The organism is Rhizobium sp. OAE497 (genome assembly GCF_040546565.1).
Taxonomy (GTDB): domain Bacteria; phylum Pseudomonadota; class Alphaproteobacteria; order Rhizobiales; family Rhizobiaceae; genus Rhizobium.
This window is the reverse complement of sequence record NZ_JBEPOA010000003.1, coordinates 153,159-174,094: the sequence shown is the minus strand read 5'-3', so window position 1 is coordinate 174,094 and position 20,936 is coordinate 153,159. Positions and strand designations below refer to the sequence as shown.

General features: G+C 57.9%; 21 protein-coding genes and 1 pseudogene. 10 read left to right on the top strand and 12 right to left on the bottom strand.

Features of this window, described 5'->3' with window-relative positions; genetic code table 11:
* Positions 1 to 8: 8 nt before the first annotated feature.
* From ABIE40_RS27275 to ABIE40_RS27265, 3 genes are all read left to right on the top strand, one after another.
* Positions 9 to 407, top strand: coding sequence for a hypothetical protein (locus ABIE40_RS27275; RefSeq protein ID WP_148194870.1), 399 nt, complete (start codon positions 9 to 11; stop codon positions 405 to 407).
* 14 nt (positions 408 to 421) lie between these two features.
* The gene (locus tag ABIE40_RS27270) at positions 422 to 1,612 is read left to right on the top strand and encodes a low temperature requirement protein A (RefSeq protein WP_354541175.1); all 1,191 of its coding nucleotides are present in this window, start codon (positions 422 to 424) and stop codon (positions 1,610 to 1,612) included.
* Positions 1,613 to 1,725: 113 nt separating this feature from the next.
* Complete coding sequence (locus tag ABIE40_RS27265; protein ID WP_148194869.1) at positions 1,726 to 2,022, top strand: DUF2934 domain-containing protein; 297 nt, start codon at positions 1,726 to 1,728, stop codon at positions 2,020 to 2,022.
* 213 nt (positions 2,023 to 2,235) lie between these two features.
* Here ABIE40_RS27265 and ABIE40_RS27260 read toward each other — a convergent pair whose 3' ends face one another.
* The 6 genes from ABIE40_RS27260 to ABIE40_RS27235 all read right to left on the bottom strand — a co-directional run bounded on the left by ABIE40_RS27260 (position 2,236) and on the right by ABIE40_RS27235 (position 5,729).
* Positions 2,236 to 2,751 carry an acyloxyacyl hydrolase gene (locus ABIE40_RS27260; protein ID WP_502944840.1) on the bottom strand — a complete coding sequence of 172 codons (516 nt, stop codon included), beginning with the start codon at positions 2,749 to 2,751 and terminating at the stop codon, positions 2,236 to 2,238.
* A 430-nt stretch (positions 2,752 to 3,181) separates the two neighbouring features.
* The gene (locus tag ABIE40_RS27255) at positions 3,182 to 3,376 is read right to left on the bottom strand and encodes a hypothetical protein (RefSeq protein WP_199629985.1); all 195 of its coding nucleotides are present in this window, start codon (positions 3,374 to 3,376) and stop codon (positions 3,182 to 3,184) included.
* Positions 3,377 to 3,753: 377 nt separating this feature from the next.
* Positions 3,754 to 3,924 (bottom strand): hypothetical protein, encoded by a 171-nt coding sequence (locus ABIE40_RS27250; RefSeq protein ID WP_199629984.1) that lies wholly within the window; start codon positions 3,922 to 3,924, stop codon positions 3,754 to 3,756.
* 149 nt (positions 3,925 to 4,073) lie between these two features.
* Complete coding sequence (locus tag ABIE40_RS27245; protein WP_502944830.1) at positions 4,074 to 4,691, bottom strand: GXWXG domain-containing protein; 618 nt, start codon at positions 4,689 to 4,691, stop codon at positions 4,074 to 4,076.
* Between the two features lie 29 nt (positions 4,692 to 4,720).
* A complete protein-coding gene (locus ABIE40_RS27240) occupies positions 4,721 to 5,413 on the bottom strand; it encodes a hypothetical protein (RefSeq protein WP_199629983.1) in 693 nt (230 codons plus the stop codon).
* Positions 5,414 to 5,477: 64 nt separating this feature from the next.
* The gene (locus tag ABIE40_RS27235; RefSeq protein ID WP_112720391.1) at positions 5,478 to 5,729 is read right to left on the bottom strand and encodes a hypothetical protein; all 252 of its coding nucleotides are present in this window, start codon (positions 5,727 to 5,729) and stop codon (positions 5,478 to 5,480) included.
* 288 nt (positions 5,730 to 6,017) lie between these two features.
* Here ABIE40_RS27235 and ABIE40_RS27230 point away from each other — a divergent pair, with 288 nt between their 5' ends.
* Genes ABIE40_RS27230 through ABIE40_RS27220 form a run of 3 tightly spaced genes read left to right on the top strand, consistent with a single transcriptional unit; the run spans position 6,018 to position 11,462 of the window.
* A complete protein-coding gene (locus ABIE40_RS27230; RefSeq protein ID WP_148194866.1) occupies positions 6,018 to 6,770 on the top strand; it encodes an ImuA family protein in 753 nt (250 codons plus the stop codon).
* Positions 6,691 to 8,202, top strand: coding sequence for a Y-family DNA polymerase (locus ABIE40_RS27225; RefSeq protein WP_199629982.1), 1,512 nt, complete (start codon positions 6,691 to 6,693; stop codon positions 8,200 to 8,202). Before ABIE40_RS27230 ends, ABIE40_RS27225 begins: the two co-directional genes overlap by 80 nt.
* On the top strand, positions 8,199 to 11,462 hold the full coding sequence (locus tag ABIE40_RS27220; protein ID WP_199629981.1) for an error-prone DNA polymerase: 3,264 nt from the start codon (positions 8,199 to 8,201) through the stop codon (positions 11,460 to 11,462). Before ABIE40_RS27225 ends, ABIE40_RS27220 begins: the two co-directional genes overlap by 4 nt.
* 233 nt (positions 11,463 to 11,695) lie before the next feature.
* Here the strand turns inward: ABIE40_RS27220 and ABIE40_RS27215 are convergent, their stop codons facing one another.
* The 4 genes and pseudogenes from ABIE40_RS27215 to ABIE40_RS27205 form a co-directional block, all read right to left on the bottom strand.
* Positions 11,696 to 12,298, bottom strand: coding sequence for a 3'-5' exonuclease (locus ABIE40_RS27215; protein ID WP_354541265.1), 603 nt, complete (start codon positions 12,296 to 12,298; stop codon positions 11,696 to 11,698).
* A 394-nt stretch (positions 12,299 to 12,692) separates the two neighbouring features.
* Complete coding sequence (locus tag ABIE40_RS31065; protein ID WP_112712727.1) at positions 12,693 to 12,932, bottom strand: hypothetical protein; 240 nt, start codon at positions 12,930 to 12,932, stop codon at positions 12,693 to 12,695.
* A 788-nt stretch (positions 12,933 to 13,720) separates the two neighbouring features.
* Positions 13,721 to 14,320: a HupE/UreJ family protein gene (locus ABIE40_RS27210; RefSeq protein ID WP_199629980.1), complete on the bottom strand. Its 600-nt coding sequence runs from the start codon at positions 14,318 to 14,320 to the stop codon at positions 13,721 to 13,723.
* A 345-nt stretch (positions 14,321 to 14,665) separates the two neighbouring features.
* Positions 14,666 to 15,678, bottom strand: a pseudogene (locus ABIE40_RS27205) (IS110 family RNA-guided transposase).
* A 77-nt stretch (positions 15,679 to 15,755) separates the two neighbouring features.
* On the opposite strand from ABIE40_RS27205, the gene ABIE40_RS27200 reads away from it, so the two are divergent.
* Both ABIE40_RS27200 and ABIE40_RS27195 read left to right on the top strand, forming a co-directional pair.
* Positions 15,756 to 16,121 (top strand): helix-turn-helix domain-containing protein, encoded by a 366-nt coding sequence (locus tag ABIE40_RS27200; RefSeq protein WP_112712719.1) that lies wholly within the window; start codon positions 15,756 to 15,758, stop codon positions 16,119 to 16,121.
* A 349-nt stretch (positions 16,122 to 16,470) separates the two neighbouring features.
* A complete protein-coding gene (locus tag ABIE40_RS27195) occupies positions 16,471 to 16,854 on the top strand; it encodes a response regulator (RefSeq protein ID WP_199629979.1) in 384 nt (127 codons plus the stop codon).
* A 97-nt stretch (positions 16,855 to 16,951) separates the two neighbouring features.
* Here ABIE40_RS27195 and ABIE40_RS27190 read toward each other — a convergent pair whose 3' ends face one another.
* Both ABIE40_RS27190 and ABIE40_RS27185 read right to left on the bottom strand, forming a co-directional pair.
* Positions 16,952 to 17,398: an RrF2 family transcriptional regulator gene (locus tag ABIE40_RS27190; protein WP_199629978.1), complete on the bottom strand. Its 447-nt coding sequence runs from the start codon at positions 17,396 to 17,398 to the stop codon at positions 16,952 to 16,954.
* A gap of 501 nt (positions 17,399 to 17,899) precedes the next feature.
* Positions 17,900 to 19,414 carry a cyclic nucleotide-binding domain-containing protein gene (locus ABIE40_RS27185; RefSeq protein WP_148194856.1) on the bottom strand — a complete coding sequence of 505 codons (1,515 nt, stop codon included), beginning with the start codon at positions 19,412 to 19,414 and terminating at the stop codon, positions 17,900 to 17,902.
* Between the two features lie 182 nt (positions 19,415 to 19,596).
* Between ABIE40_RS27185 and ABIE40_RS27180 the strand changes: the two genes are divergently transcribed.
* Both ABIE40_RS27180 and ABIE40_RS27175 read left to right on the top strand, forming a co-directional pair.
* Positions 19,597 to 19,899 (top strand): hypothetical protein, encoded by a 303-nt coding sequence (locus ABIE40_RS27180; protein WP_148194855.1) that lies wholly within the window; start codon positions 19,597 to 19,599, stop codon positions 19,897 to 19,899.
* Between the two features lie 334 nt (positions 19,900 to 20,233).
* Entirely contained in the window at positions 20,234 to 20,491 is a 258-nt protein-coding gene (locus tag ABIE40_RS27175; protein WP_246777738.1) for a hypothetical protein, read from the top strand.
* Positions 20,492 to 20,936 lie beyond the last annotated feature (445 nt).

The following is a 20,936-nucleotide window of genomic DNA, read 5'->3' as shown; positions in this document are numbered from 1 at the left end:
GACGAAAAGTGGCACGAAAGAAAACACCATCAGCGAAACCGCACCCGGTTGAATGGGCGCTCGGCGTTGCCAGCAGCCTTCTCGTTGTAATTCTTATCGCCATCGTTGGCTATGAAGCGGCAACGAACTCTGGATCCCCACCGGACTTTGTGGTCTCCCGACTTGCGCCCACTGACGCTACCCCCAAGGGACAGGTGCGGTTCAAAATCACAAACATCGCCGATACCACAGCTGCGGCCGTGCTCGTGCGTGGCGAATGGCGCCGGCCTGATGGAATAACAGAGACGGCCGAAACGACGCTCGACTATGTCCCGGCAAACTCGTCGGGCGAGGGGGCGCTGATTTTCTCCGCCGATCCTGCTGCCGGCGACCTGTCAGTCCGCGCGGCCGGCTATGCAGACCCATGAGCAATGGAGTGCCGATGAGCAAGAAGAAGCAACCGATGCGCTGGCTGCGTGACAGGGAGGCGAAAAAGTCGAAAGCCAGCTTTCCGGAGCTTTTTTTTGATCTCGTCTTTGTCTTCGGCCTGATCCAGCTTTCTCATACGCTTGCAGAGGATTTTACGTCCACCGCTGTTGGTGAGGCCCTGCTGCTCATCTTGGCGATCTGGTGGCTCTGGATCAACACGACCTGGGTGACCAATCTCCTCAACACCGATAGTGAGCCTGTCCGCTATCTCCTTTTTGCCCTGATGTTCGCAGCCATCCTAATGGCGATCGCGCTTCCCGAAGCCTTTGGCGATCATGCGCTGCCCTTTGCTGCCATCTACGCCTTGATGCAGGTCGGGCGATCGCTGTTTGCCTGGGTTGCGTTTGGCAGTCACGATCCGAAATCCGCCTCGACCTTCGGTCGGATCACGTTCTGGGCCTGTATAGCCGGCACGCTCTGGGTGGCTGGCGCATTTGCATCCACAGAGTGGCGTCTGGCAGTCTGGGGCTTGGCCCTTGCGATCGAATATGGCGTGCCGCTCCTGCGCTTTCCTTTTCCGGGGCTTGGCAGAGCCGACAAAGAGACCTTGAACCTCAACGGAGAACATCTGGCTGAGCGCTGCGCACTCTTTGTCATCATTTGTCTCGGAGAGACGATCTTGACCACGGGTCGCAATGCCGTCGAGCATATGGGGCCAGATCTGACGTTCATGGTTTTCTGCGGCGCATTCCTAAGCACCGTCGCTATGTGGTGGATTTACTTCCACCGCGGCCAGGAGGAGGCGGCAGAGAAGGCGGAGGAAACCAACGAGCCTGAGGCGGTCGCGCATAGTTTGTTCACTTACGGACACCTTCCGATCGTCGCGGGCATAATCCTGACAGCAGTTGGCGAAGACTTTGCGCTTTCGCATCCAGAGGAACAGGGGGACTGGAAAAGTGCCTGCGCGATCATCGGGGGCCCCGTGCTCTTTCTGTGCGGGAACATCTGGCTGAAGCTCGCAGCCGCCGAGCGGTTTCCCTTTTCTCACCTTGCTGGTCTCGCTGGCCTCTTGGCAATCAGTATCGTTGCACTGCTGGTCCCGCTTTATTTTCTGAATATCGCAGCAACGGCAGCATTGCTTTGCGCCGCCATATTCGAATATGCCGCGCGTCGCCGGCCGCAGTCACATCGGCCCGAGCGATAGCCTCATGTCTGACGGCATGTGATCTCCTGGTTATAGCCATCTGGAACCGGCTATTGCCATTCGTTCGATTGGGCCCATCTTACGGCTCAGCACACCAAAACGGGGACTAAACGATGTCTACGCACGAAGACCAGATTCGCCAGCGCGCCTATCAGATATGGGAGCGTGAAGGTCGTCCGCACGGGGACGATCTGAAGCATTGGATGCAGGCCTTCCAGGAAATTGCAGAGAACGCGCAGCCCAGCACCCTCAAGCCTGCTCGGGCCACGAAAATGACGACCTCTTCGCCAGATGCCAAAAAGGCGACGACCGGGAAGATTAAAAAGGAAAAGTCATCAGCAAGCGCTGCGTCATCGCAGCCTGTGGTGTCTGGCGGCGCCAAACCGGCTCGGGGCGTCACGACGCACTGAGGCAGTTGGTCTCGGTTCAATCCTAGCCAGCGTACCCAGGGGTGCCTGTCGGCCACTAAGCTTATTGATGGGTTGCGCTATGAGGCTACGATCTTGGAAACACGCAGGCGAAGAAGGGCGGCCAGGTCCTGCCGTCCAGCGAGTTGCTCTGTCACCACGAAGCTTTTCAAAGAGCTGCTTTGCTATCGCTGCTTATGCGCGGTCACAAGGGCCTCAGAACTTGTAGCCAAGCTGAAGCCCCGCGCGTGTCATTCCGTTGTTGGGGCCATCACAGAGATTGGCGTGAGAAGAATGGGCGACCTGTGCTATTACATTCCAGTGACTGTCGAACCGGAAGCCCGCGCCTATGTATTCATGGAAGAGCAGGCGGCAACCAAGGGCTGGGCCGTTGTCGTTGCTGTCGAGGTCACCTGTATGGATGACGCCGCCGAAGCCCGCCTCTGCAAACAGTTTATCAGAAAAATCGGCTGTCCACGAAAAGCCGGTGAAGACCTGACTTGCAGATCCTGACGTCCCGATGGAGGTTCCCAGATGGATTCGAGGGCGAGCAAGCTTTTGCAGACCCGTCGATTGATCATGGCCAAAGGGGTCGAAGAACAGCGTAAATTCGGGAAAAATTCCGTCTTCATGTTCGCCACCGCCCTGGATAGACGCAGATGCGCCGAATCGTAACTCGTCAAAAACACCATCATCTGCAAGCGCCGGTGTGCCCGCAGCAAGTGTCGCCATTATTGCAGCGTGTAGAATTTTCATTGGGCGCCCCGAATCGTCGACGTCGATCATGCCAGCCCTCAATCAACGGCGTAAAGGGCATTCCGACTTTGTACGAAAGATGACAATCGGCATCAATCGTGGAACCCGCAACGCCACCGTGCATTATAGCTGCGCTGGCACGTTCCTCAGTCGGCACCTCACTTCAGCCCCGGTCAATGCCGGGGCTTTTCTTGTGTGCCTCGTTGCAGCCATCGCTTGTCAAAGACGCTCCACGGTGTTCGCCCTGTCTCAATCGGGCTCCACTTCCTGCGACGAAAGATGCTGTGCTGGCAACCTCAGCCGATGGTCGTTATTCTGGTGCTCCTGCCTCAGATCGGCAACATTCGATGCGCTCCAGCCCGTCCGTCGCCTCAGACTGAAGGCTTAGTGCGAAGTTGCAAAAAACCTAGCGCCTCCCGACGCCTTCCATGATTGCGGCGATGATTGCCTGCTCGAGAGCATGCGCGTTGTTTTCCAGGCCAGCCTCGTCTCCGTTAACCGCAGACGCCGCAAACTGAACCGCTTCATCGCGTACGATACGTCGCGCTGCTTCCCGCGCCCTCGCCTCGTAGACGCTGTCGTCATCATTTTGGAGCGTCATGGAACTCCCCCATCATCCCAGTATCCGAAAGGCGGTTACGACATACAGATTGGTGGTGGTCCTTGCAATCGTCTGTCCGGCCTCGAACGCTTAGCGGCGCCGTTCGTCTTCGAAGTCGTTTGCAATAGCTGGTAAAGCAGGATCGAGCGGCGTTCCGGTTGGGGCACCTTGGGTCTCCTGCGATCAGACGCGGGACAGGCAACGGCGCAATCTTGAAAAATTTCCTCGCCCTGAAATATCTGCATCTTGCTGCAATCGACGGCGATATGATGAAGGAGATCTCTCCTGCAGCATGAGCAGAGCGAGGAACTTGAGATCGGGCGGCTCCGCGGACCCTGCCTTGCCGTCATCAGGTCGCCCTGATGCTGCCACAGCGTTCAAGAGCGCTGCACATCACTATCTTTCAAACCACTTTTTTCGATGCGACGGGGATCGCTGCTGGCGCGTCTGCCCTCGACCTCTCCCCCAGCTGGAATGAGCCGCAAAACAACAGCAGCGAGAAGCACGATCGCAAAAGCAATCGGCAGGCAGATCGTCAACGCCAGCATCGTCATCCTCCGGTTCGCCAGGCATCATTTCACGGTCTTAGGCCATATGGCAGCTGTCTTTTCGGATGATGCGGGCAAGGAGCGGTTGGGCGGTCATGGCAGGAGCGAGCGTCCGGCGCCAGGCTCGTGCTGCAGCCACACAAAGGCGCTCAGTCGTTTCGCGGGCTACCGTTACTGTGGTCACCGCCGCTGATAATTCGGGGCTCCACGCGCCAGAGACGGAAGAAGTATCGGCGCGCGTCGCCCTCGACGGCCATCATTCCAGCGATCTGGTCGTCACAGATCCGTTTGAAGTAGTCGGCGATCGGCTGGCTGTCGTAGACCATAGCCGCTGTCTGCGCGCCATCGAGTTTCCGCAGTTCGACCATCGCCGTCGTGCCCCGCGCGCGGCATGCCTTTTGCACGTACGAAAACCAGTTCCGGGCGATAGATGTCCGGCCGACGGCCGCCAAGCGCAGGGCAAGTTTGATAGGCAAAAAAGACGGCTCCAGGGCAATAAGCCGGCCTGTCTGCCACTGGAACAGGAGGGCGTCGGCTCTAAAATCCGCATGAAACCTTTTGCCGAACCATTGCAGATTTTCGAGCACGCCGTCGAGGGGATGACCGGAAGAAATGCCTTCGCCCTGCCAAAGGCCGACCATCTCCGTCGGCAGTACTGGCGGCAGCGAGCCGAACCAGGCGATCGTCTTCAATTGCTGGTCGTTGGTCATCCTTGCTCCGGACAAATGCAAGCGGTTCATTCCGGCAACCATGGTGAAACCGCGCATCACACGCGGCTTCCGTGATTGCCGGTCGATCAGCGGCTGCCTGGAAGCATCTGGCTTTGCCGGACGTCGTCAATAGGCTGATCCTGCGATGGCCGATCTCCGGCAGGTCGATCCCCTTCGGAGACGTCGCGCTGATGACCCGTCGGGATGACGTCGTCGACCATGTCGCGGGACAGTTCTGTCAGGTCGTATCCCCGCACTCGCGGTGATGTCGCTTGGGTGCTTCGCGTGTAACGGCCAGGTCCTGATGCGCTTCCTGCAGCCGCGTCCGCCTGGGAGACGTCTTCCTTGGACGCTGCTGCCTGTTGGGAACCAGTGCCTGCCGTCCAGCCTTCGGTGCGCCAAAGGTCGGCGCGTTCATCGAGGTCTATTGACCCCGCGTCGTCGAGAATGTCATGCGCCGTGTCGTAATTCGACTGATCGACGGAAGCGGAGACAAGAAAACCGCCGCGGCGCAACCCCTCGGCATAGACGTCGCGGTCTTCGTCCGGGAAGAACCAGTCCCCGAGCCTTGACCAGAAGCCGGAACTTTCCGCGGCAGACGATGCTCCTTCGCCGTCGGCTTCGTAGCCCGGCATAAGCCGCACGTCTGCGACGCCTTTAGACCTCAACTTTTCGACGGCGGTTTCGGCGTCGCTGCGGCTGTCGAAGAATGCAGTCAGGGTGCTCTTGGCTAGACCGCTTGCGAAGCTCGGCGCGCCTTCGTTATAGACGTTGGTCATGGAAATGCTCCTCCGTTGTTTGCTAGGGGAGCCAACGGGCAACGAAGGTGAATGTTCCAGCGGTCTACGGCTCAAGATTTGCAAACCGTGTCTGGCAGCGATCGCCTTCGGAACCGACCATTCGCTCGCAGCCCATCGCCAGTCGACGGCGCAGCTTTGCCAGACATGCGTCCGCGCCAAATTGTGCGACGAGACTCTTTCGCTCGAAGCCATCGCTGCGATGACAGAACCTGCATTCCAGCACGATAACTGCGTCACGCAGGTCCTTCAGCCTGGGGCCATCGCCACCGGCCAGGTTGTGGTGTCTTCTGGCCATCTCTTCTCCAGGCGCAGGGCATCTCATCGCGCGGCAGCTAGCTAGCCGCATGGTTTTCAACAGGCAAGGCACCGACGGCGAATTTTTTCGATAACGGCATTTAAGCTGAAAGCTTCCACTATGGAATTGATTCACCTCGCTTATCTTTTCCATCACCCAGTTTGAGGAATAGATTCCTGGAATCGGCGATCTTGACGGCGGTCAAGATAAGGAACAAAAAGGGAACAATCAACTTTTCACGGCATGAAGCCGGATGTTTTAACGCGATTTCGAAAGGATTCGTGACAGATGACTGTTGCCCGCGAGCACGTTCTCGCCGACCTGCGAGAGCGCATTTCCGCCCTTGAAGGCGGGATCGCAAGACGTGCCGGTTCGCTGCCGTTCGGTGTAGCCGAGATCGACGCGACCTTGCCAGGCGGTGGTCTGGCGCGCGGCGCGCTGCATGAATTCGCGGGTGGGGGGGCAGGGACCGTCGACGGGGCGGCGGCAGCTTTGTTCGCCGCTGGTATCGCAGCTAGAACCACCGGTCAGGTGGTATGGTGCCTAACCCGCCCGGACCTGTTCATGCCTGCTCTGGCACAATCCGGTCTGCATCCCGGTCGGGTTGTCTTTGTCGAAGGAGACAAGGAGGAAGATGTCCTTGCCAGTATGGAGGAATGCCTGGCCTATGGTGGTCTCGGAGCGGTAGTAGGCGAACTCGTTCGACTTCCCATGACTGCCTCAAGGCGGCTTCAGTTGGCTGCAGAACGAAAGGGTACGATTGCCCTGGCCGTAAGGCGGTGGCGACGACAGATCGAAGCCAACGACTTTGGTCAGCCAACAGCGGCAACGACGCGCTGGAGGATCAGCGTCCTGCCAAGCGTTGATCTCCCGGTTCAGGGCGTCGGCAGGCCAAGGTGGTTGTTGGAATTAATGAGATCGCGTGCGGGCGAGTGTGCTGAGTTTGAAATCGGAGCCTGCGATGACAAGGGTCGTATCGATATTCTTCCCCGATCTGGCGACCGATCGGATTCGGAGAGCCGATCCCTCTATTCCGCTTGATCAGGCTATCGCGGTTATCGCGAAGTCGGGTTCCAGACGTTGGGTGTCTGCCGCCGATCACGCGGCGCGCAGGGCCGGAGTAACCGCTGGAATGCCGGCTGCCAAAGCGCAGGCGATCTTTCGCGACCTGAAGTTGGTGGATGCCGACCCTGTTGGCGACCAGTTAGCTCTCAAACGGATTGCGTTATGGGCGCTTTCCATCTACTCGCCCGTCGTCGCCGTGGATGGCAACGACGGTATCGTCATGAACACCGAGGGTGCCGATCATCTGCAAGGCGGCGAGCAGAAAATGCTCAGCCGTGTCGCAAGCCAGTTCAAAGCCAAGGGTCTTAACGCACGGGTGGCAATCGCCGACACCTGGGGCGCTGCTCATGCCTGTGCTCGATCGATCAGGCGTGAAACGGTCATCGTTGGCCGCGGTGAACTGTTCCATGCGGTGGCGAGGCTTCCTGTTGCATTGCTAAGGCTTGCCCCGAAGATCGTCGCCGATCTCGGGACGCTCGGGTTCCGGACCATCGGCGAGTTGTCGGCGACGGCCAGAGCGCCGCTCGCGCTGCGGTTCGGCCCGGAAGTCGGCCGGCGCCTCGACCAGATGTTCGGCCGGATCTCCGAACCGATCGAACCAATCCGCGAAGCCGACCGGATCGACGTATCACGCGCTTTCGCTGAACCCATCGCAGCCGCCGAAACGATCAACAAGTATGCGGGTCGGCTCATCCAGCAACTGATCGGCGAGCTCCAACGTCGCGGTCTGGGGGCTCGCAAAATAGACCTGATCGTCGAAAAGACCGACGGCACCCTCCAGGCGATAAGGGCAGGAACTGCCAAGCCCGCTCGCGACGAGGCCTGGCTGACGAAATTGTTCAAGGACCGCACCGAGAAAATCGAGCCAGGTTTCGGTATCGAGAAGCTGACGCTCATCGCGGTCGTGACCGAACCACTCCAAGAGCAACAGAAGACGTCGTCGCTTGTAGAGGAGGCGGCGGCAGACATTGCGCCTTTGATCGACATCCTGGGCAATCGCGGTCAGCGCGTTTACCGTATCGCTCCGGTCGCCTCGGATGTTCCGGAGCGCAGCGTCAGACGGATTGCGCCTGCTGGGGATGATATCCGAGGGACCTGGGACGGCCACTGGCGACGGCCGATACGGCTGCTTCACCAGCCTGACGAGATCAAGGCGCTTTCCCTCATGCCGGATTATCCACCGCGCAGCATCACCTGGAGGGGACGTCAGCATAATGTGCGCAAGGCAGACGGTCCCGAGCGTGTCTTCGGCGAATGGTGGACCTGCGAGAGCGAGCTTGAGGCCGTGCGGGATTACTACGTGGTGGAGAACGAGATGGGAGAGCGATATTGGATATTCCGCAGCGGTGACGGTGTCGATCCGGAGACGGGAGATCGCAAATGGTTCATGCATGGGATATTCGGATGAGATATGCCGAGCTCCAGGTCACCACCCATTTCTCGTTCCTGCGCGGCGCTTCTTCTGCCGACGAATTGTTTGCGACGGCAAAGGAGTTGGGCATCGAAGCGCTTGGCGTTGTCGATCGAAACTCCCTGGCCGGCATCGTCCGGGCGCTCGAGGCGTCGCGGGCCACGGGTGTTCGCCTGGTGGTCGGCTGTCGTCTTGACCTGCAAGAGGCAATATCCATTCTCGTCTATCCGACCGACAGGGCGGCCTACTCTCGGCTGACCCGGCTGATCACGTTCGGCAAGGGTAGGGGAGGCAAGGACAATTGTATCCTGCAACTTGACGACCTCGCTCTCTACAGCGATGGCCTCATCGCCATTTTGGTTCCTGATCTGCCGGACGAGCTTTGCGCGCTCCACCTTAGGAAGATGTCCGAAATCTTCGGCGACCGAGCCTATGTTTCGCTCACCTTGCGACGTCGGCCGAACGACCAGATGCGGCTCCACGAGATTGCCAACATGGCGGCCAAGCACCGTGTTCGCACTGTCGTCACAAACGATGTGCTGTTTCACAAACCGGGGCGGCGTCAATTGCAGGACGTGGTCACCTGTATACGGAACAACACGACCATTGACGAGCTCGGTTTCGAGCGTGAACGCCATGCCGACCGATACCTTAAGCCGCCACACGAAATGGAGCGCCTCTTCCCGCGCTATGCGGAAGCTTTGGCCAGGACCACGGAGATTGCCGAGCGCTGCAGGTTCTCACTCGAAGAGCTCACGTACCAGTACCCGCAGGAGGCCATTGTTCCCGGCATGGATGCCCAGCAGTCGTTAGAGCATTATGTCAGGGAGTGCATCCCCCAACGATATCCGGAAGGTTTGCCCCAAAAGGTTCTTAGAGCCGTCCGACATGAACTCGATCTCGTCAAGGAGATGCGCTATGCGCCGTACTTCCTGACGGTGTTCAGCATCGTCAAATTCGCGCGGAGCCAGGGCATCCTGTGTCAGGGCCGGGGATCGGCCGCCAATTCGGCGATCTGCTACATCCTCGGGGTCACAAGCATCGATCCTGAAACCAACGATCTCCTCTTCGAACGCTTCGTATCCAAGGAGCGCGACGAGCCACCCGATATCGATGTCGACTTCGAGCATGAGCGGCGTGAACAAGTCATCCAGTGGATCTACAAGACCTACGGCAAGGAAAAGGCGGCGCTCTGCTCAACGGTCACGCGCTACCGGGCCAAAGGCGCGATCCGTGATGTGGGCAAGGCGCTGGGCTTGCCGGAAGACGTCATCAAGGCGTTGTCCTCGGGCATGTGGTCATGGTCAGAGGAAGTGCCCGATCGCAATATCCGGGAGCTGAACCTCAATCCCGCGGACCGCCGGCTGGCTTTGACCCTCAAGCTCGCCCAGCAGTTGATGGGAGCGCCGCGTCATCTTGGCCAGCACCCGGGCGGTTTCGTCCTCACCCATGATCGCCTGGACGAGCTCGTTCCCATAGAACCGGCAAGCATGGCCGATCGTCAGATTATCGAATGGGATAAGGACGACGTTGAAGCCTTGAGGTTCATGAAAGTCGACGTCCTGGCGCTCGGCATGCTCACCTGCATGCAGAAGGCCTTCGATCTCATTCGCGACCATAAACACCAACCCCTGGATCTTGCTTCTATACCGCAGGAGGACGCCGCGACCTACGCAATGATACGCGAGGCGGATACGCTTGGGACTTTCCAGATTGAGAGCCGCGCGCAAATGGCGATGTTGCCGCGTATGAAGCCGAGGACCTTCTACGACCTCGTCGTCCAGGTAGCGATCGTTCGGCCAGGCCCGATTCAGGGCGATATGGTCCATCCTTACCTCCGCAGGAGAGAAGGCAAGGAAAAGGTCGAGTACCCGACACCGGAACTGGAGGCCGTCCTCGGCAAGACGCTGGGCGTCCCGCTGTTTCAAGAGTCGGCAATGAAGGTCGCCATGGTCTGTGCCGGCTTCACCGGTGGCGAAGCCGACCAGCTTCGAAAATCCATGGCGACCTTCAAGTTTACGGGCGGCGTCTCACGCTTCAAGGACAAGCTCGTGTCAGGCATGATCAAGAACGGATACTCAGCTGAATTCGCAGCGAAAACCTTTAGTCAGCTTGAAGGCTTCGGCAGCTATGGCTTCCCTGAAAGCCACGCGGCGTCGTTCGCGCTGATCGCTTATGCTTCCAACTACGTGAAGTGTCATTTCCCTGATATCTTCTGTGCAGCGCTATTGAACTCCCAGCCCATGGGCTTCTACGCGCCTGCGCAAATCGTCGGAGACGCCCGAAATCACAACGTGGAAGTCAGGCCCGTCTGTATCAATCGCTCACGCTGGGACTGCACGCTTGAGGAGCTCGAAAACAATACGGGCCGGCATGCGGTCAGACTTGGCATGCGAATGGTCAAGGGGTTGGCCGTCGCCGACGCGGCACGCATTGTTGCTGCCCGCATGAACCGGGTATTCGAAAGTGTTGATGACTTGTGGCGACGTTCAAACGTCCCAACGGAAGCCCTTGAACAACTTGCCGAGGCGGACGCCTTCCTGCCGTCAATGGAGCTTGAACGTCGCGACGCTCTCTGGGCGATTAAGGCGCTACGCGACGAGCCCTTGCCGTTGTTTGCCGCAGCAGCCGAGCGCGAGGCAACGGTGATAGCCGAACAACAGGAACCGGAAGTCCATCTGCGCCAAATGACTGAAGGGCATAATGTCATCCAGGACTACGGCCATGTCGGCCTGACACTCCGTGACCACCCGATCTCCTTCCTGAGGGCCGATCTCGCGAGGCGAAACATCGTCACCTGTTCAGACGCCATGAGCGCCCGCGACGGTCAATGGCTGATGACCGCCGGCCTTGTTCTTGTCCGCCAGAAGCCGGGCAGCGCAAAGGGCGTCATGTTCATCACTATCGAAGACGAAACCGGCCCTGCCAATGTCGTCGTCTGGCCGTCGCTATTCGAGAAGCGGCGTCGGGTGGTGCTGGGATCGTCGATGATGGCGATCAACGGCAGGATTCAGCGCGAAGGTGACGTCGTCCATCTTGTCGCCCAGCAACTATTCGATCTCTCCGACGATCTGACAGGGCTTGCTGACCGCGATCTCGACTTCAAGCTGCCGACGGGCAGGGGTGATGAGTTCGCCCACGGATCTCCTGGAAGTCCGGATTCACGGGATCGCAGGCCGTCCGTCAGGCCAAGAGATATCTTTATTCCGGATCTGCATATCGATACGCTGAAGGTAAAGAGCCGGAATTTTCAGTGATATCCAGGTCGGGCGGCGCCCGTTTGCTGTGAGGAAAGCCGAAAAACATGAGCCGGTTGACGAAAGCTCGCCGACCGGATCATGTCCAAAGACGACAGTCCCTCATCGAGCCTGGCCCGGCAAACTGATAACCATGCACTCGAGCTGGCGGGTGTAGCGATGCCAGGGCTGCCGATGACGGGTCAATGGTGACGGCGTCGGGGCATTGGCGCCGATGGGCGGTTTTCGGTCGGTCAAACGGCCTTTGATCGACGCTTTGCGAGTTTTGCTTTGACGGACTGCAAAGATTTTTGTCCGATACAGAAGCGGTCGATCTCTTGCCGATCTGCCGGGACGTTCCCGGCCAGCTGCAAAGCGAGGGCAAGAAAAATTTGCCCGGTCCGCCACGCGTCGAGCGAGCTTGAATGAACAGTGCGCCGCTGCAACGTCTCGGGCGGCTCGCCGATTCCGAGCCATTCGCTCAAGCTCACCACCCCGGGGCTGACCGGCTGGCCGCGAGCGATGGCGGCCTTGGCCATTCGGTAGGTGCAGAAGATTCGACTTGGCAGGTCCAGTGTTCGAACATCGCCCTCGCCAAGCATCAAGAGGTCGCCGATCGCATCATGAGCGACGCAGACCCGTCCTTCCACGGCCACGGCAATCTCATGTGAGATTTCCGCAAATGCTTGCGCTCCCTTGACGTCGCCGTCACGCAGCCCATGCTTTTTTGTCGCAAAGTAGCTGATCGCTCTTCCAGGGTCGACCAACCAGTGCCACTCCCGGGTAAACAGCCCGCCATCGAACTGGCACAGGGAGATTTCAACCGGGCGCTGGTCTTTGTTACCGTCGCCTTCGATATCGAGAGACAGGAAGCTGCCACGTGCGTAATCTTCAAGCGATTGTGAGATAGGACCGGTACCTTGAAGAGACTGGACCCCGTTTCACCAGGCCCATAGTCATCATGTCATCTGGATGTTTTATGCGGCGCTTTGCCGGTACGTCAATCCCAGCTCGGCTTCCGGCCTTCGCTCAACGCGCGCAGACCGGAGAGCTCGACTATTTAACCTACAAGCAATCTGGCGTCCCTTTCGCCGCGTTGGCATAAGCGGAAGACCTTATCCGTCTGAAGATTTTTTGGTGCCGTTGGCAACCATTTGCTTGTCCCTGCCAGCCGACCTCAGCCCAAGTCAGCCGTTCGGCTTTACCCGGGTACGTCGGCCATATTCGAGCAGGCTGTTGCAAGCCTTCCAGCTATCGCCAAGTGGAGGTGTGATCCGCAGCCCCGCGGCCGAAGACGAAGCCCGCCATAAACGCCAATGCTCCTACGCCGAGCAGGAGCCCAGTTGCCGTGTGTGGGTGATCGGCTGCCCCTGCCGCAACGGCGCTCGTTTCGCGCCGTACAGTGTCCACAGCGTTCTTCGCCACCTTGCGCACACCCGTCGCGGGTTCGCGTGGAATGCCAGTGAAGCCAACACTGAGATCTTTCGACATTTTTGGTCCTCCTCATTGGTGTCGTCCAGAAACAGTCTTGGCGCCGGGATGTTCCCCGGCCTAAATCAAACCTGCAGCCCGCAATCGAAGAGCGGGGTGCAAACGCCGCGAAGGCCTTCGTGCCGACTTGGTCACAGGTTCGACTGAAATACGCTCTCGACGCCTTAGGCCAACGGCTTACCCGGCTGGTATAATTTCAACGCGAACAAAGGATTGAGCGAGAGGGCTGCAGTTGCCAATGTGGCTGCGAGCGTGAATTTCATCGGCGCGAGCCACAGCGCGTCAACGGATCGAATAGTGGCTGAGGCTAGGTCGTCAGGCTCCTTTGCCGGTATGACCTCGGTTTGCTGCTGGTAGCCATCCTCAGGGGTTATGATGCCGACCGGGATGGGCAGGCCGATCGATTTTCTGTCGACATGCTACGTCTCCTCTTTGTGAAATCGTGTAACGCCAGAGTGTCGGTCGAGTTCCAAGACTGGCAGATGACGGTGACCTGGCGATGACCATCGCGGTGCGTTCATAACCAGGCGCAGGTCTGGACAAAGGGTTTTTGTTCGCGCGGGTCCCGAACGTGTAGTGGAGCGCGCTAGGCGGCGGTTCAGTAGAAGTTGAGAAAAAAGCCCCACGCTGGAGAATGGGGCCTGTCAACGCTGATAGGATGCAGCCGATACGCTGGCTAAGAACACCCCTCCGAAAGTCCAGCTGGGCTCCCGTCCGAACAGCGGCCTGCCTATCGTTTCGGCGCTAGCTCTGCGACGATTGGGAGCGTTTCTCTTGCTTGTCGGTTATTAGAGGATGCCGAGGACGAGACCGACCCCGGCGAGCGCCGCGACGCTGCCCGCTACTTGAGTAATGATTGCGCCTCGGCGTTGATCAAGCTGGCTAAACAGCAATGCGGTTCCGATCCCCACCAAATGAAGCGATGCAGTCGCAGCGAGAAAGCCGATGGCATAGGTGAGGCCGGACACACTTCCAGGCATCTCTGCTCCGTGAGCGTGCCCATGAAACAAGGCGAAGAGGCCGACAACACCCATTGCTGCAGCCGTCGGTGTCTTGATCCTGAACGCGACCGATGCTCCGAGGATGATCACCGAGACGGCAATACCGGTTTCCACCATAGGCAGGTTCACGCCGGCGATGCCCAGGATCCCTCCAACAATCATCAAACCGGTAAATGCCATCGGCAGGAGCCAAACAGCTCGTCCGCCAAGCTGGAAAGCCAGTAGACCGACCAGCACCATCGCAAGAGTGTGATCAATACCTGATATCGGATGCGCGAAGCCGTGCGCGAACCCGGATGGAGCACCCGCTCCGGTATGAGCGTAGGCGGCGGCTGGAATGATGAAACCACACAGAGCCAAAGTAGCGCGAATTAGTAGGCGTGTCATACGACCTCTCCATACATTGAGCTTTCCCGCATCTGATCCAAACTTGTCATACAAGGCAAGGGGGTAAATGCCGTATTCTCATGAGGAGCAGAGGAAGCTAAGAGGCGGATCGCAAGTCATTGCGATCCGCCCGGCCAGCTACCTCACATCTTATGCTGCAACCAAGTGTACGGCTTCCATGCAAGGGCTTGCAATGAGCCTCAGCGACGTACGCGGGACAAGCGCACCCGTCACTCGAGCGTGCTCACAAGCACAGGGTATTCGTCGGTGTTGCTCGCCTGCTGTGCATTCGATGATCGGCATTCCGGCCGAAGCTAAGCGGCCCGTGTTAACCAGCCGCGCCGGCTATGCCAGCAGTTCCGGATTATAAATGCCACCGTTAACAAGAAGCGCCCAGATTGTCCTTGCAATTTTATTGGCAAGGGCGACCGCCGCAACTTTGAAGGGACGTCGTCGCTTCAACGAGGCCACCCAGCTGCGCGCATCCTCTTTGGTGTTTCGAACGACAGACATAGCTCCCGCGACGATCAACGATCTCAGTTCGCAGTTGCCCCTTTTGGTGATGCCGCCAGTCCAGGTACGCTCGCCGCTCGAGAGCGTTCGGGGAGTAAGGCCCGTCCATGAAGCGAAGTGACGCGCAGACTTGAAGATCTTGGCATCCGGTACGAATGCTTTGACGGCAGTGGCGGTCATCGGTCCCACCCCTGGGATCGTCATGAGCCTCCTCATTTCATCGTCAGCCTTCGCATGAGCCTTTAATGCCTTTTCGAGACCGGCGATATCTTGAGACAGCCTGTCAATCTGCTTCGCAATGATCCTGAGAGCAGCCCTGGCCTGCGGCGGCAAGATGGTGTTTGTTCGGTTGCGGACCGCTGCAACCAATGTGGGAACATTGGCAGCTCCCGGACGAGAAACGATGCCAAATTCGGCTAGGTGGGCTCTCAACGCATTTACTGCTTGAACGCGCTGACGCACCAGGAGCGCCCGCGTTTTGAACAGCATCGTAGAGGCTTGATGACCTGCCGACTTGACCGGTACGAAGCGCATCGACTTCCTGGAAGATGCTGCGTGGATCGCCTCGGCATCGTTCGCATCGGTCTTGTCACGGTTGACGAACGGCTTCACATATGTGGGGTGGATCAGGCGGACCTCATGACCGAGCGCGGCAATCGAGCGGCCCCAATGGTGGGCTGTCGCACAAGACTCCATCGCGACAACGCATGGCGGCAGCTTACGAAAGTAGTCAGGATTGCCGTGCGCGCTATCTTCCTGTTGAACAGTTGCTCGCCTGCTTCGTCCGCCCCGTAGACTTGAAAAACGTTCTTCGCGATATCTAATCCAATTGTCGCGACGGCCATCTCTGCATCCCTTTTGGTTTGTGAAACGATGCCAGGATGCCTTAGATAGACGACACATATATCGTCGGGGGACGTTGATGGAACTGGAAACGATCAAGAAAAGCGGGACCAAGGCAATCGATTTGCAGATCGGCGTTCGGTTAAGGGAAGTTCGAAAGAATGCGGGATTATCGCAGAAGATTGTTGCGGAGAGGCTAGGAATATCATTCCAGCAGCTCCAGAGATACGAGCAGGGCGAAAACCGGGTGACCGCGGCTTCGCTCCACCACATTGCCCAGCTGTTCGGCCTCCCAATGGAGTATTTTGTGCGCGGGGAAGTAGCGCAAAGACGCGAGGTAGTCCTTGTGACCGACGATGAGGCCAGACTGATAGGCCGGTTACGACGCGTGGAGGCTTCCGTGTTCAACCAAGTGCGCGAACTGGTGGAGCTTAAGTCACTGTAATGCCCCGACTTGGGGTGAGCGGAGCGCGCGTTCACCGCAAACGCCGACATGCGAGCTCATGGTCACGGGATTTATAATTTTTCGTTTCTTGCCGGGCTGCGGCGGTAGGATCGGCACGGAAAATAGACGATCCCATGGTGGGAAAGCCGTATCAAGGGGTCACAAAATGATTCTTGATACCCTGCATGATCCGAACACACGGGCTTGGCCACAGTCCCGGAAGCCGTAGTTATTCGCACCGCATGATGGCGCGTACTCCATATCTGTACGGTTTCAAACCATCTTCTCTCTTTTCGCAAATTGCTTAACCAGCGTATGATGTCCTGCTCAGAAAAGGATGGGACCGTCGATGATGTTCAGTGATCTCATTGGACGAAACGTCCTCGTCGTTGAGGACGAATATCTACTGGCCGTCGATATCGAATTGGCGATGGAAGAACATGGCGCGAACGTTATCGGCCCTTATCCAGATCTACAAGGCTCCTTGGGAGCTTTGGCGAAAGCGGCCGTCGATTTTGCGGTTCTCGATGTCCGGCTCGGTTCGGAAAATGTATTCGAACTGGCCGATATTCTATATAATCGGAAAGTGCCGTTTGTCTTCGTGACCGGCTATGATCGCAGCCGCATGCCAAAACGCTTCGCACGAGTTCCCTGCCTCAGCAAGCCGGTCCAAATGGATGAACTGATGATCAAAATCGCATCGCTAACAGCTAAACAGGCTGTACGTCACTGACTGGTCCTCCGGTCGCTTAAGCTCCGGACCGGTGTTTCATTCGGCTCCAAGCGCGCCGACTGTCAATTTGCCACCAATCACAGTGAGGAACGTCTGCTTAGATTCCGGTTTTAGCGGATGTTTCTAGTTCCGCGATTTTGGCGACGCAGTCGGCGATGGATACTCCACCCAGCACTCTGGCTACTGCAGCGTCAGCATGCTCGCCGAGTTGATCGCTGATGGTGCCGATATTACGTGTTACTGCGCACAAAGAAGGGATTTTTTCGCGTGCGGCCCATGATCGTTGATCGGGCAGTATCGCGTTGTAGATCTCGATAAGTTGGATTTTTTCGGATTTTCTAGCCAGGCCGATACCGCCGCCCGATCCGTCCTTGGACGCCAAAATGCCCGCCTTCGTTAACGTGGAAACAAGTTTTCGCACGAAACTAGCGTTCGTATTCAAAGCTTCGGCAAGGATGGGGCTTGTCGTTCGCACGCCGGCGGCCTCATTCACCGCTACAGTGACGACGATATGGAGTGCTGTTGGAAAACGTGTGTCGGCCATCGCCGTGAGATAGCGTCAAGCACGCCGAAATCCAGCGAGTATGACGGTTTGTTAACGGTCCCTGTGAGCGCTATGAAGAGACGCTCCTGCGAGAATATCGGCCAGCGTCTCACGCGGTTTTAGTCCTCGTGTAGCTCGCAAAACTATCCCGTACTGTGTAGGGATTTCATCGTCCAGTTTGGGATCTTGGACCTTGATAGTGGCGTGGGCGTGGGATGGTACGCAGCGCCGAATGCCGCTATGATTTCAGCAAGAGCAAGACTCTCGATCACCGATATAATCGCCGGGACTTCCGTCACTGTAGGACGCTGGCTCCCGCAGAGGCCGACCCGGGGCAGTGGGGTGGTTGTAGGCTATGGAAGAAGCGCACCGAGCGAAATCAGAAAATTTTCCGGGTGACACAAGTCTTCCCCTTGTTTGCTTTTCATAAGCACATCTCGCTTGCGGCCGGCCATCAACGATGGCAGCCCCGAACGCCAACGAGGTTGTCTGAACCCTTGCTTAAGGGATGCTCCGTTGCTGCACGCCAAAGAGGTGGCGTATTCGAGCGGCAAGCGACACCGGATGATCTTCAACCGCAGAGCGCCCATCGATCTTTAAGTGTTCTTCTGTTTCGACACGTTTTGCCAGAAGTTGACTGAGTTCCTCCGCCAAGGACGGGCGCTGGTGCATCACGCTGGCCAGGTGTTCTTTGGAGATCTCGTAGACCACAACAAATGTCAGGGCGCGCATGGTTGCCGGCTCGGGCGCTCCCATCAGCACGCCGCGCTCACCGAAGAGGTCGCCTGGAGCCAGCCGGGTGAGTTCTTCTCTTCCATGATCACTGACGCGTTCGATCGTGACGACGCCACTGCGAACGATCATCAACGATGTCATCGAAGCGTCTTGTGGAGCGATGACGACGCCCTTCTTGAACGCCAGACGCTCCATGCTGTTGGCCAGAGCCTCCATCTCATCCTCGGTAAGCGTCGAGAAGAGCGGGATGGACGTCAGTAGCCTCCACGGCGTTCCCGGGTGCTTCGATCCGGGATCAGGGTTCATCACCGCCGATGCGTTCGCCGCCAAGGACAATTGGATCCCCGCCGCCTTCGCGTGCCTATACACAAGGTCGAAGATTTCGTTCTTCGCCACGCCAGTTTGCCCAAGGCTCGAAACCTTGAACGAGAGCTCAACTTCAACAGCGGAACCGTCCAGTGCGGTAACGGATACCGACGGGGGCGGCGACTTCAAAATCGAATTGGCGCTCAGCAGCACCGTCCTCATGGTCTCTTCGATCAGCGCCGGCGACTTCGACGGCAGCGCCCGGATTACCACTTTTGAGCCATGGATGGCGTCGCCGCCAGTCAGGTTGGTCAGCGTTGCCTTGGCCAACGCGCTGTTTGGCACGATGACAAGATCATTGGCGTCGTTAAGAAGGTGAGTGGAGCGCCAGTTGGTTTCGACGACTTGACCGCGAACGCCGCCCTCAACTTCAATCCAGTCACCAACCGAGTAAGGACGCCCCAGGTTCAGCGCTATGCCAGAGAACACGTCGTTCAACGTGCTTTGCAGAGCCAGCCCTAAGACGATAGCGAATACCCCGGATGTTGCAATGAGCGTCCGCACGGGAAGGTCGAACACAAAGGCGATTATGGATAGGGCCGCTCCAATGTATATGATGGCAACCAATAGATCTTGCAGGAGGCGACCTTCACGCGGTTTACGCTCGATGATGAGGTAGACGCGAACCGAGCTTGCGATAACCATCGCTCCGCCTGCCCACCAGGTCGCCTTCGCAATGCCAATGAACATCCTGTGGGGGAGGTCTTCATCGTCGATCACCGTCGTCCATGGTGCGACGTCATGGCCGACAAGTAGGATTGTGAGGAGGACAAAGAAACCGATGTGAATAAGGAAACGGTCAGTGGCCTTCCCTTGAACGATTATCCTCGCCAGGACCAACAACAACACCAGCGTTACGAATTGGCTGATCGGGTCCCCGGCAATGTGTACGATAGTGTCGAGGCCTGCTTCCATTCGCGCCTTCCTTGGACTGCCTGGCAAGCGGCCACTTGAAAGCCATGCCTATATGTCCGTCAAGCGAAACGATGTCAAAAGCCTTTACGACGTGAACTTCCAACAAATGAGGCCGCGATCATGCCACTTTTCCTCGCAAGAAAAGTCGCGCCAATGTTGGCAGATTCGAGACGAGGACCCTAATGCTAAAATTTCCACTCGCCACCATCGTATGCTGTCTCTCCCTCGCGCAGATCGCCGACGCTTCAAGTGACGCAGCTTGGAACGGCCTCTTTGCAAAGGCCAATGGCAAGTGCATCGGGCAGTCACGGATGGTTTCCCCGGAAGCGACTACACCGATCCTCTTCGATGACACTGTGGGAAAAATCGCAATCCTGCTTCGCGAAAGGAACACCAAGACCAAAAAAATGGTCAACCTGATATGTCTTTACGACAAGAAGTCAGGGAAAGTATCCATTGCCGAGTACAACTGGCTCGGCCAATAGGTCGCCGGCCGTAGCCGCTTCCTCACGGTCGGTCCCCGCGATGATGCGGATAAGATCCCGTTTACAGCTCGTCAGTTGACAACATTGGCAGTGTTCAAACGGGGTCAGTTAATACGGACGGAGGGAGGACATCGCGGCTGGCGATCATCGTGACAGGCTTGGGGCGCTGGAGGCGAGGACATCCGCGGCCGACCTTGAACAGACGATGTTTCGCCCTAGCTTGCTAGAATCACCTCCATGAGCGCCGGAGTTCGAATGAACCAGCCGCTTATCGTCGACGCGATTTCTCCCTATGTGAGTCACTGTTTTGCCAGACACACTAAAGCCGCTTGGAATGACGCCCGAGCAGATGACGGCGGTCCTCCTCAACTTCAGTGCCACCTTGGAGGCGTTCGCCCGCCGAGTCCCTCGCGAAAGGGTCGCCCTCTCAGTTTTGGTCGCCAATGCAGCAGCCGCGGTCGGCGAGATGGCCGTCGAGGTAGGTGAGGGCGATGAGGACATTGCAACGGAAATCATCACCTCGACCGCTCGCTTAGTTTCCACCATACGTAAGGTCGTCGAAGGACCGGTTGGCGGTGCCGCAATCCATTGAGTGATCTCGGCCTGTCTGCCTAATCCGGGATGCCAATCAGCATCTCATTGGCGACCGCCGTAGGGGCCAAACGGTTTTCTGATCCTCTAACACGAAACGACTAATAAGCCGCGCGCGTCTCAGTCGCGTGAGCTTTCTGTTGCCGTGCCAACCACGGTAGGATTTGCCGTTGGTACGGTGGCAGACGGGAACTCCAGCTGCCGGTCGATGTTAAATAGGGGTCGCCCGACGAGAGATTGGCTTGCCATTCTTCTTTCCTTTCCCGCGTTGGGAGGCGCTCCCAATGGATGACCAACTTAGCGCCAGTGTTGCACTGGCGTTATTTTTTTGCCGGCTGGAAACTTTCATTGATACAAGCAGTTCGAATGCGGTCACTGCGGGCGCATTGTCTAAGACGTGCACACGACCTGCTAGCCCACGGTGATCCTTCGAGAAGATGCGTCGT

Coding starts and splice junctions, on each gene's coding strand:
- ABIE40_RS27270 (WP_354541175.1), top strand. CDS start 422: ATGAGCAAGAAGAAGCAACCGATGCGCTGGCTGCGTGACAGGGAGGCG.
- ABIE40_RS27265 (WP_148194869.1), top strand. CDS start 1,726: ATGTCTACGCACGAAGACCAGATTCGCCAGCGCGCCTATCAGATATGG.
- ABIE40_RS27260 (WP_502944840.1), bottom strand. CDS start 2,751: ATGGCGACACTTGCTGCGGGCACACCGGCGCTTGCAGATGATGGTGTT.
- ABIE40_RS27255 (WP_199629985.1), bottom strand. CDS start 3,376: ATGACGCTCCAAAATGATGACGACAGCGTCTACGAGGCGAGGGCGCGG.
- ABIE40_RS27250 (WP_199629984.1), bottom strand. CDS start 3,924: ATGCTGGCGTTGACGATCTGCCTGCCGATTGCTTTTGCGATCGTGCTT.
- ABIE40_RS27245 (WP_502944830.1), bottom strand. CDS start 4,691: ATGCGCGGTTTCACCATGGTTGCCGGAATGAACCGCTTGCATTTGTCC.
- ABIE40_RS27240 (WP_199629983.1), bottom strand. CDS start 5,413: ATGACCAACGTCTATAACGAAGGCGCGCCGAGCTTCGCAAGCGGTCTA.
- ABIE40_RS27235 (WP_112720391.1), bottom strand. CDS start 5,729: ATGGCCAGAAGACACCACAACCTGGCCGGTGGCGATGGCCCCAGGCTG.
- ABIE40_RS27230 (WP_148194866.1), top strand. CDS start 6,018: ATGACTGTTGCCCGCGAGCACGTTCTCGCCGACCTGCGAGAGCGCATT.
- ABIE40_RS27225 (WP_199629982.1), top strand. CDS start 6,691: ATGACAAGGGTCGTATCGATATTCTTCCCCGATCTGGCGACCGATCGG.
- ABIE40_RS27220 (WP_199629981.1), top strand. CDS start 8,199: ATGAGATATGCCGAGCTCCAGGTCACCACCCATTTCTCGTTCCTGCGC.
- ABIE40_RS31065 (WP_112712727.1), bottom strand. CDS start 12,932: ATGTCGAAAGATCTCAGTGTTGGCTTCACTGGCATTCCACGCGAACCC.
- ABIE40_RS27210 (WP_199629980.1), bottom strand. CDS start 14,320: ATGACACGCCTACTAATTCGCGCTACTTTGGCTCTGTGTGGTTTCATC.
- ABIE40_RS27200 (WP_112712719.1), top strand. CDS start 15,756: ATGGAACTGGAAACGATCAAGAAAAGCGGGACCAAGGCAATCGATTTG.
- ABIE40_RS27195 (WP_199629979.1), top strand. CDS start 16,471: ATGATGTTCAGTGATCTCATTGGACGAAACGTCCTCGTCGTTGAGGAC.
- ABIE40_RS27190 (WP_199629978.1), bottom strand. CDS start 17,398: ATGGCCGACACACGTTTTCCAACAGCACTCCATATCGTCGTCACTGTA.
- ABIE40_RS27185 (WP_148194856.1), bottom strand. CDS start 19,414: ATGGAAGCAGGCCTCGACACTATCGTACACATTGCCGGGGACCCGATC.
- ABIE40_RS27180 (WP_148194855.1), top strand. CDS start 19,597: ATGCTAAAATTTCCACTCGCCACCATCGTATGCTGTCTCTCCCTCGCG.
- ABIE40_RS27175 (WP_246777738.1), top strand. CDS start 20,234: ATGACGCCCGAGCAGATGACGGCGGTCCTCCTCAACTTCAGTGCCACC.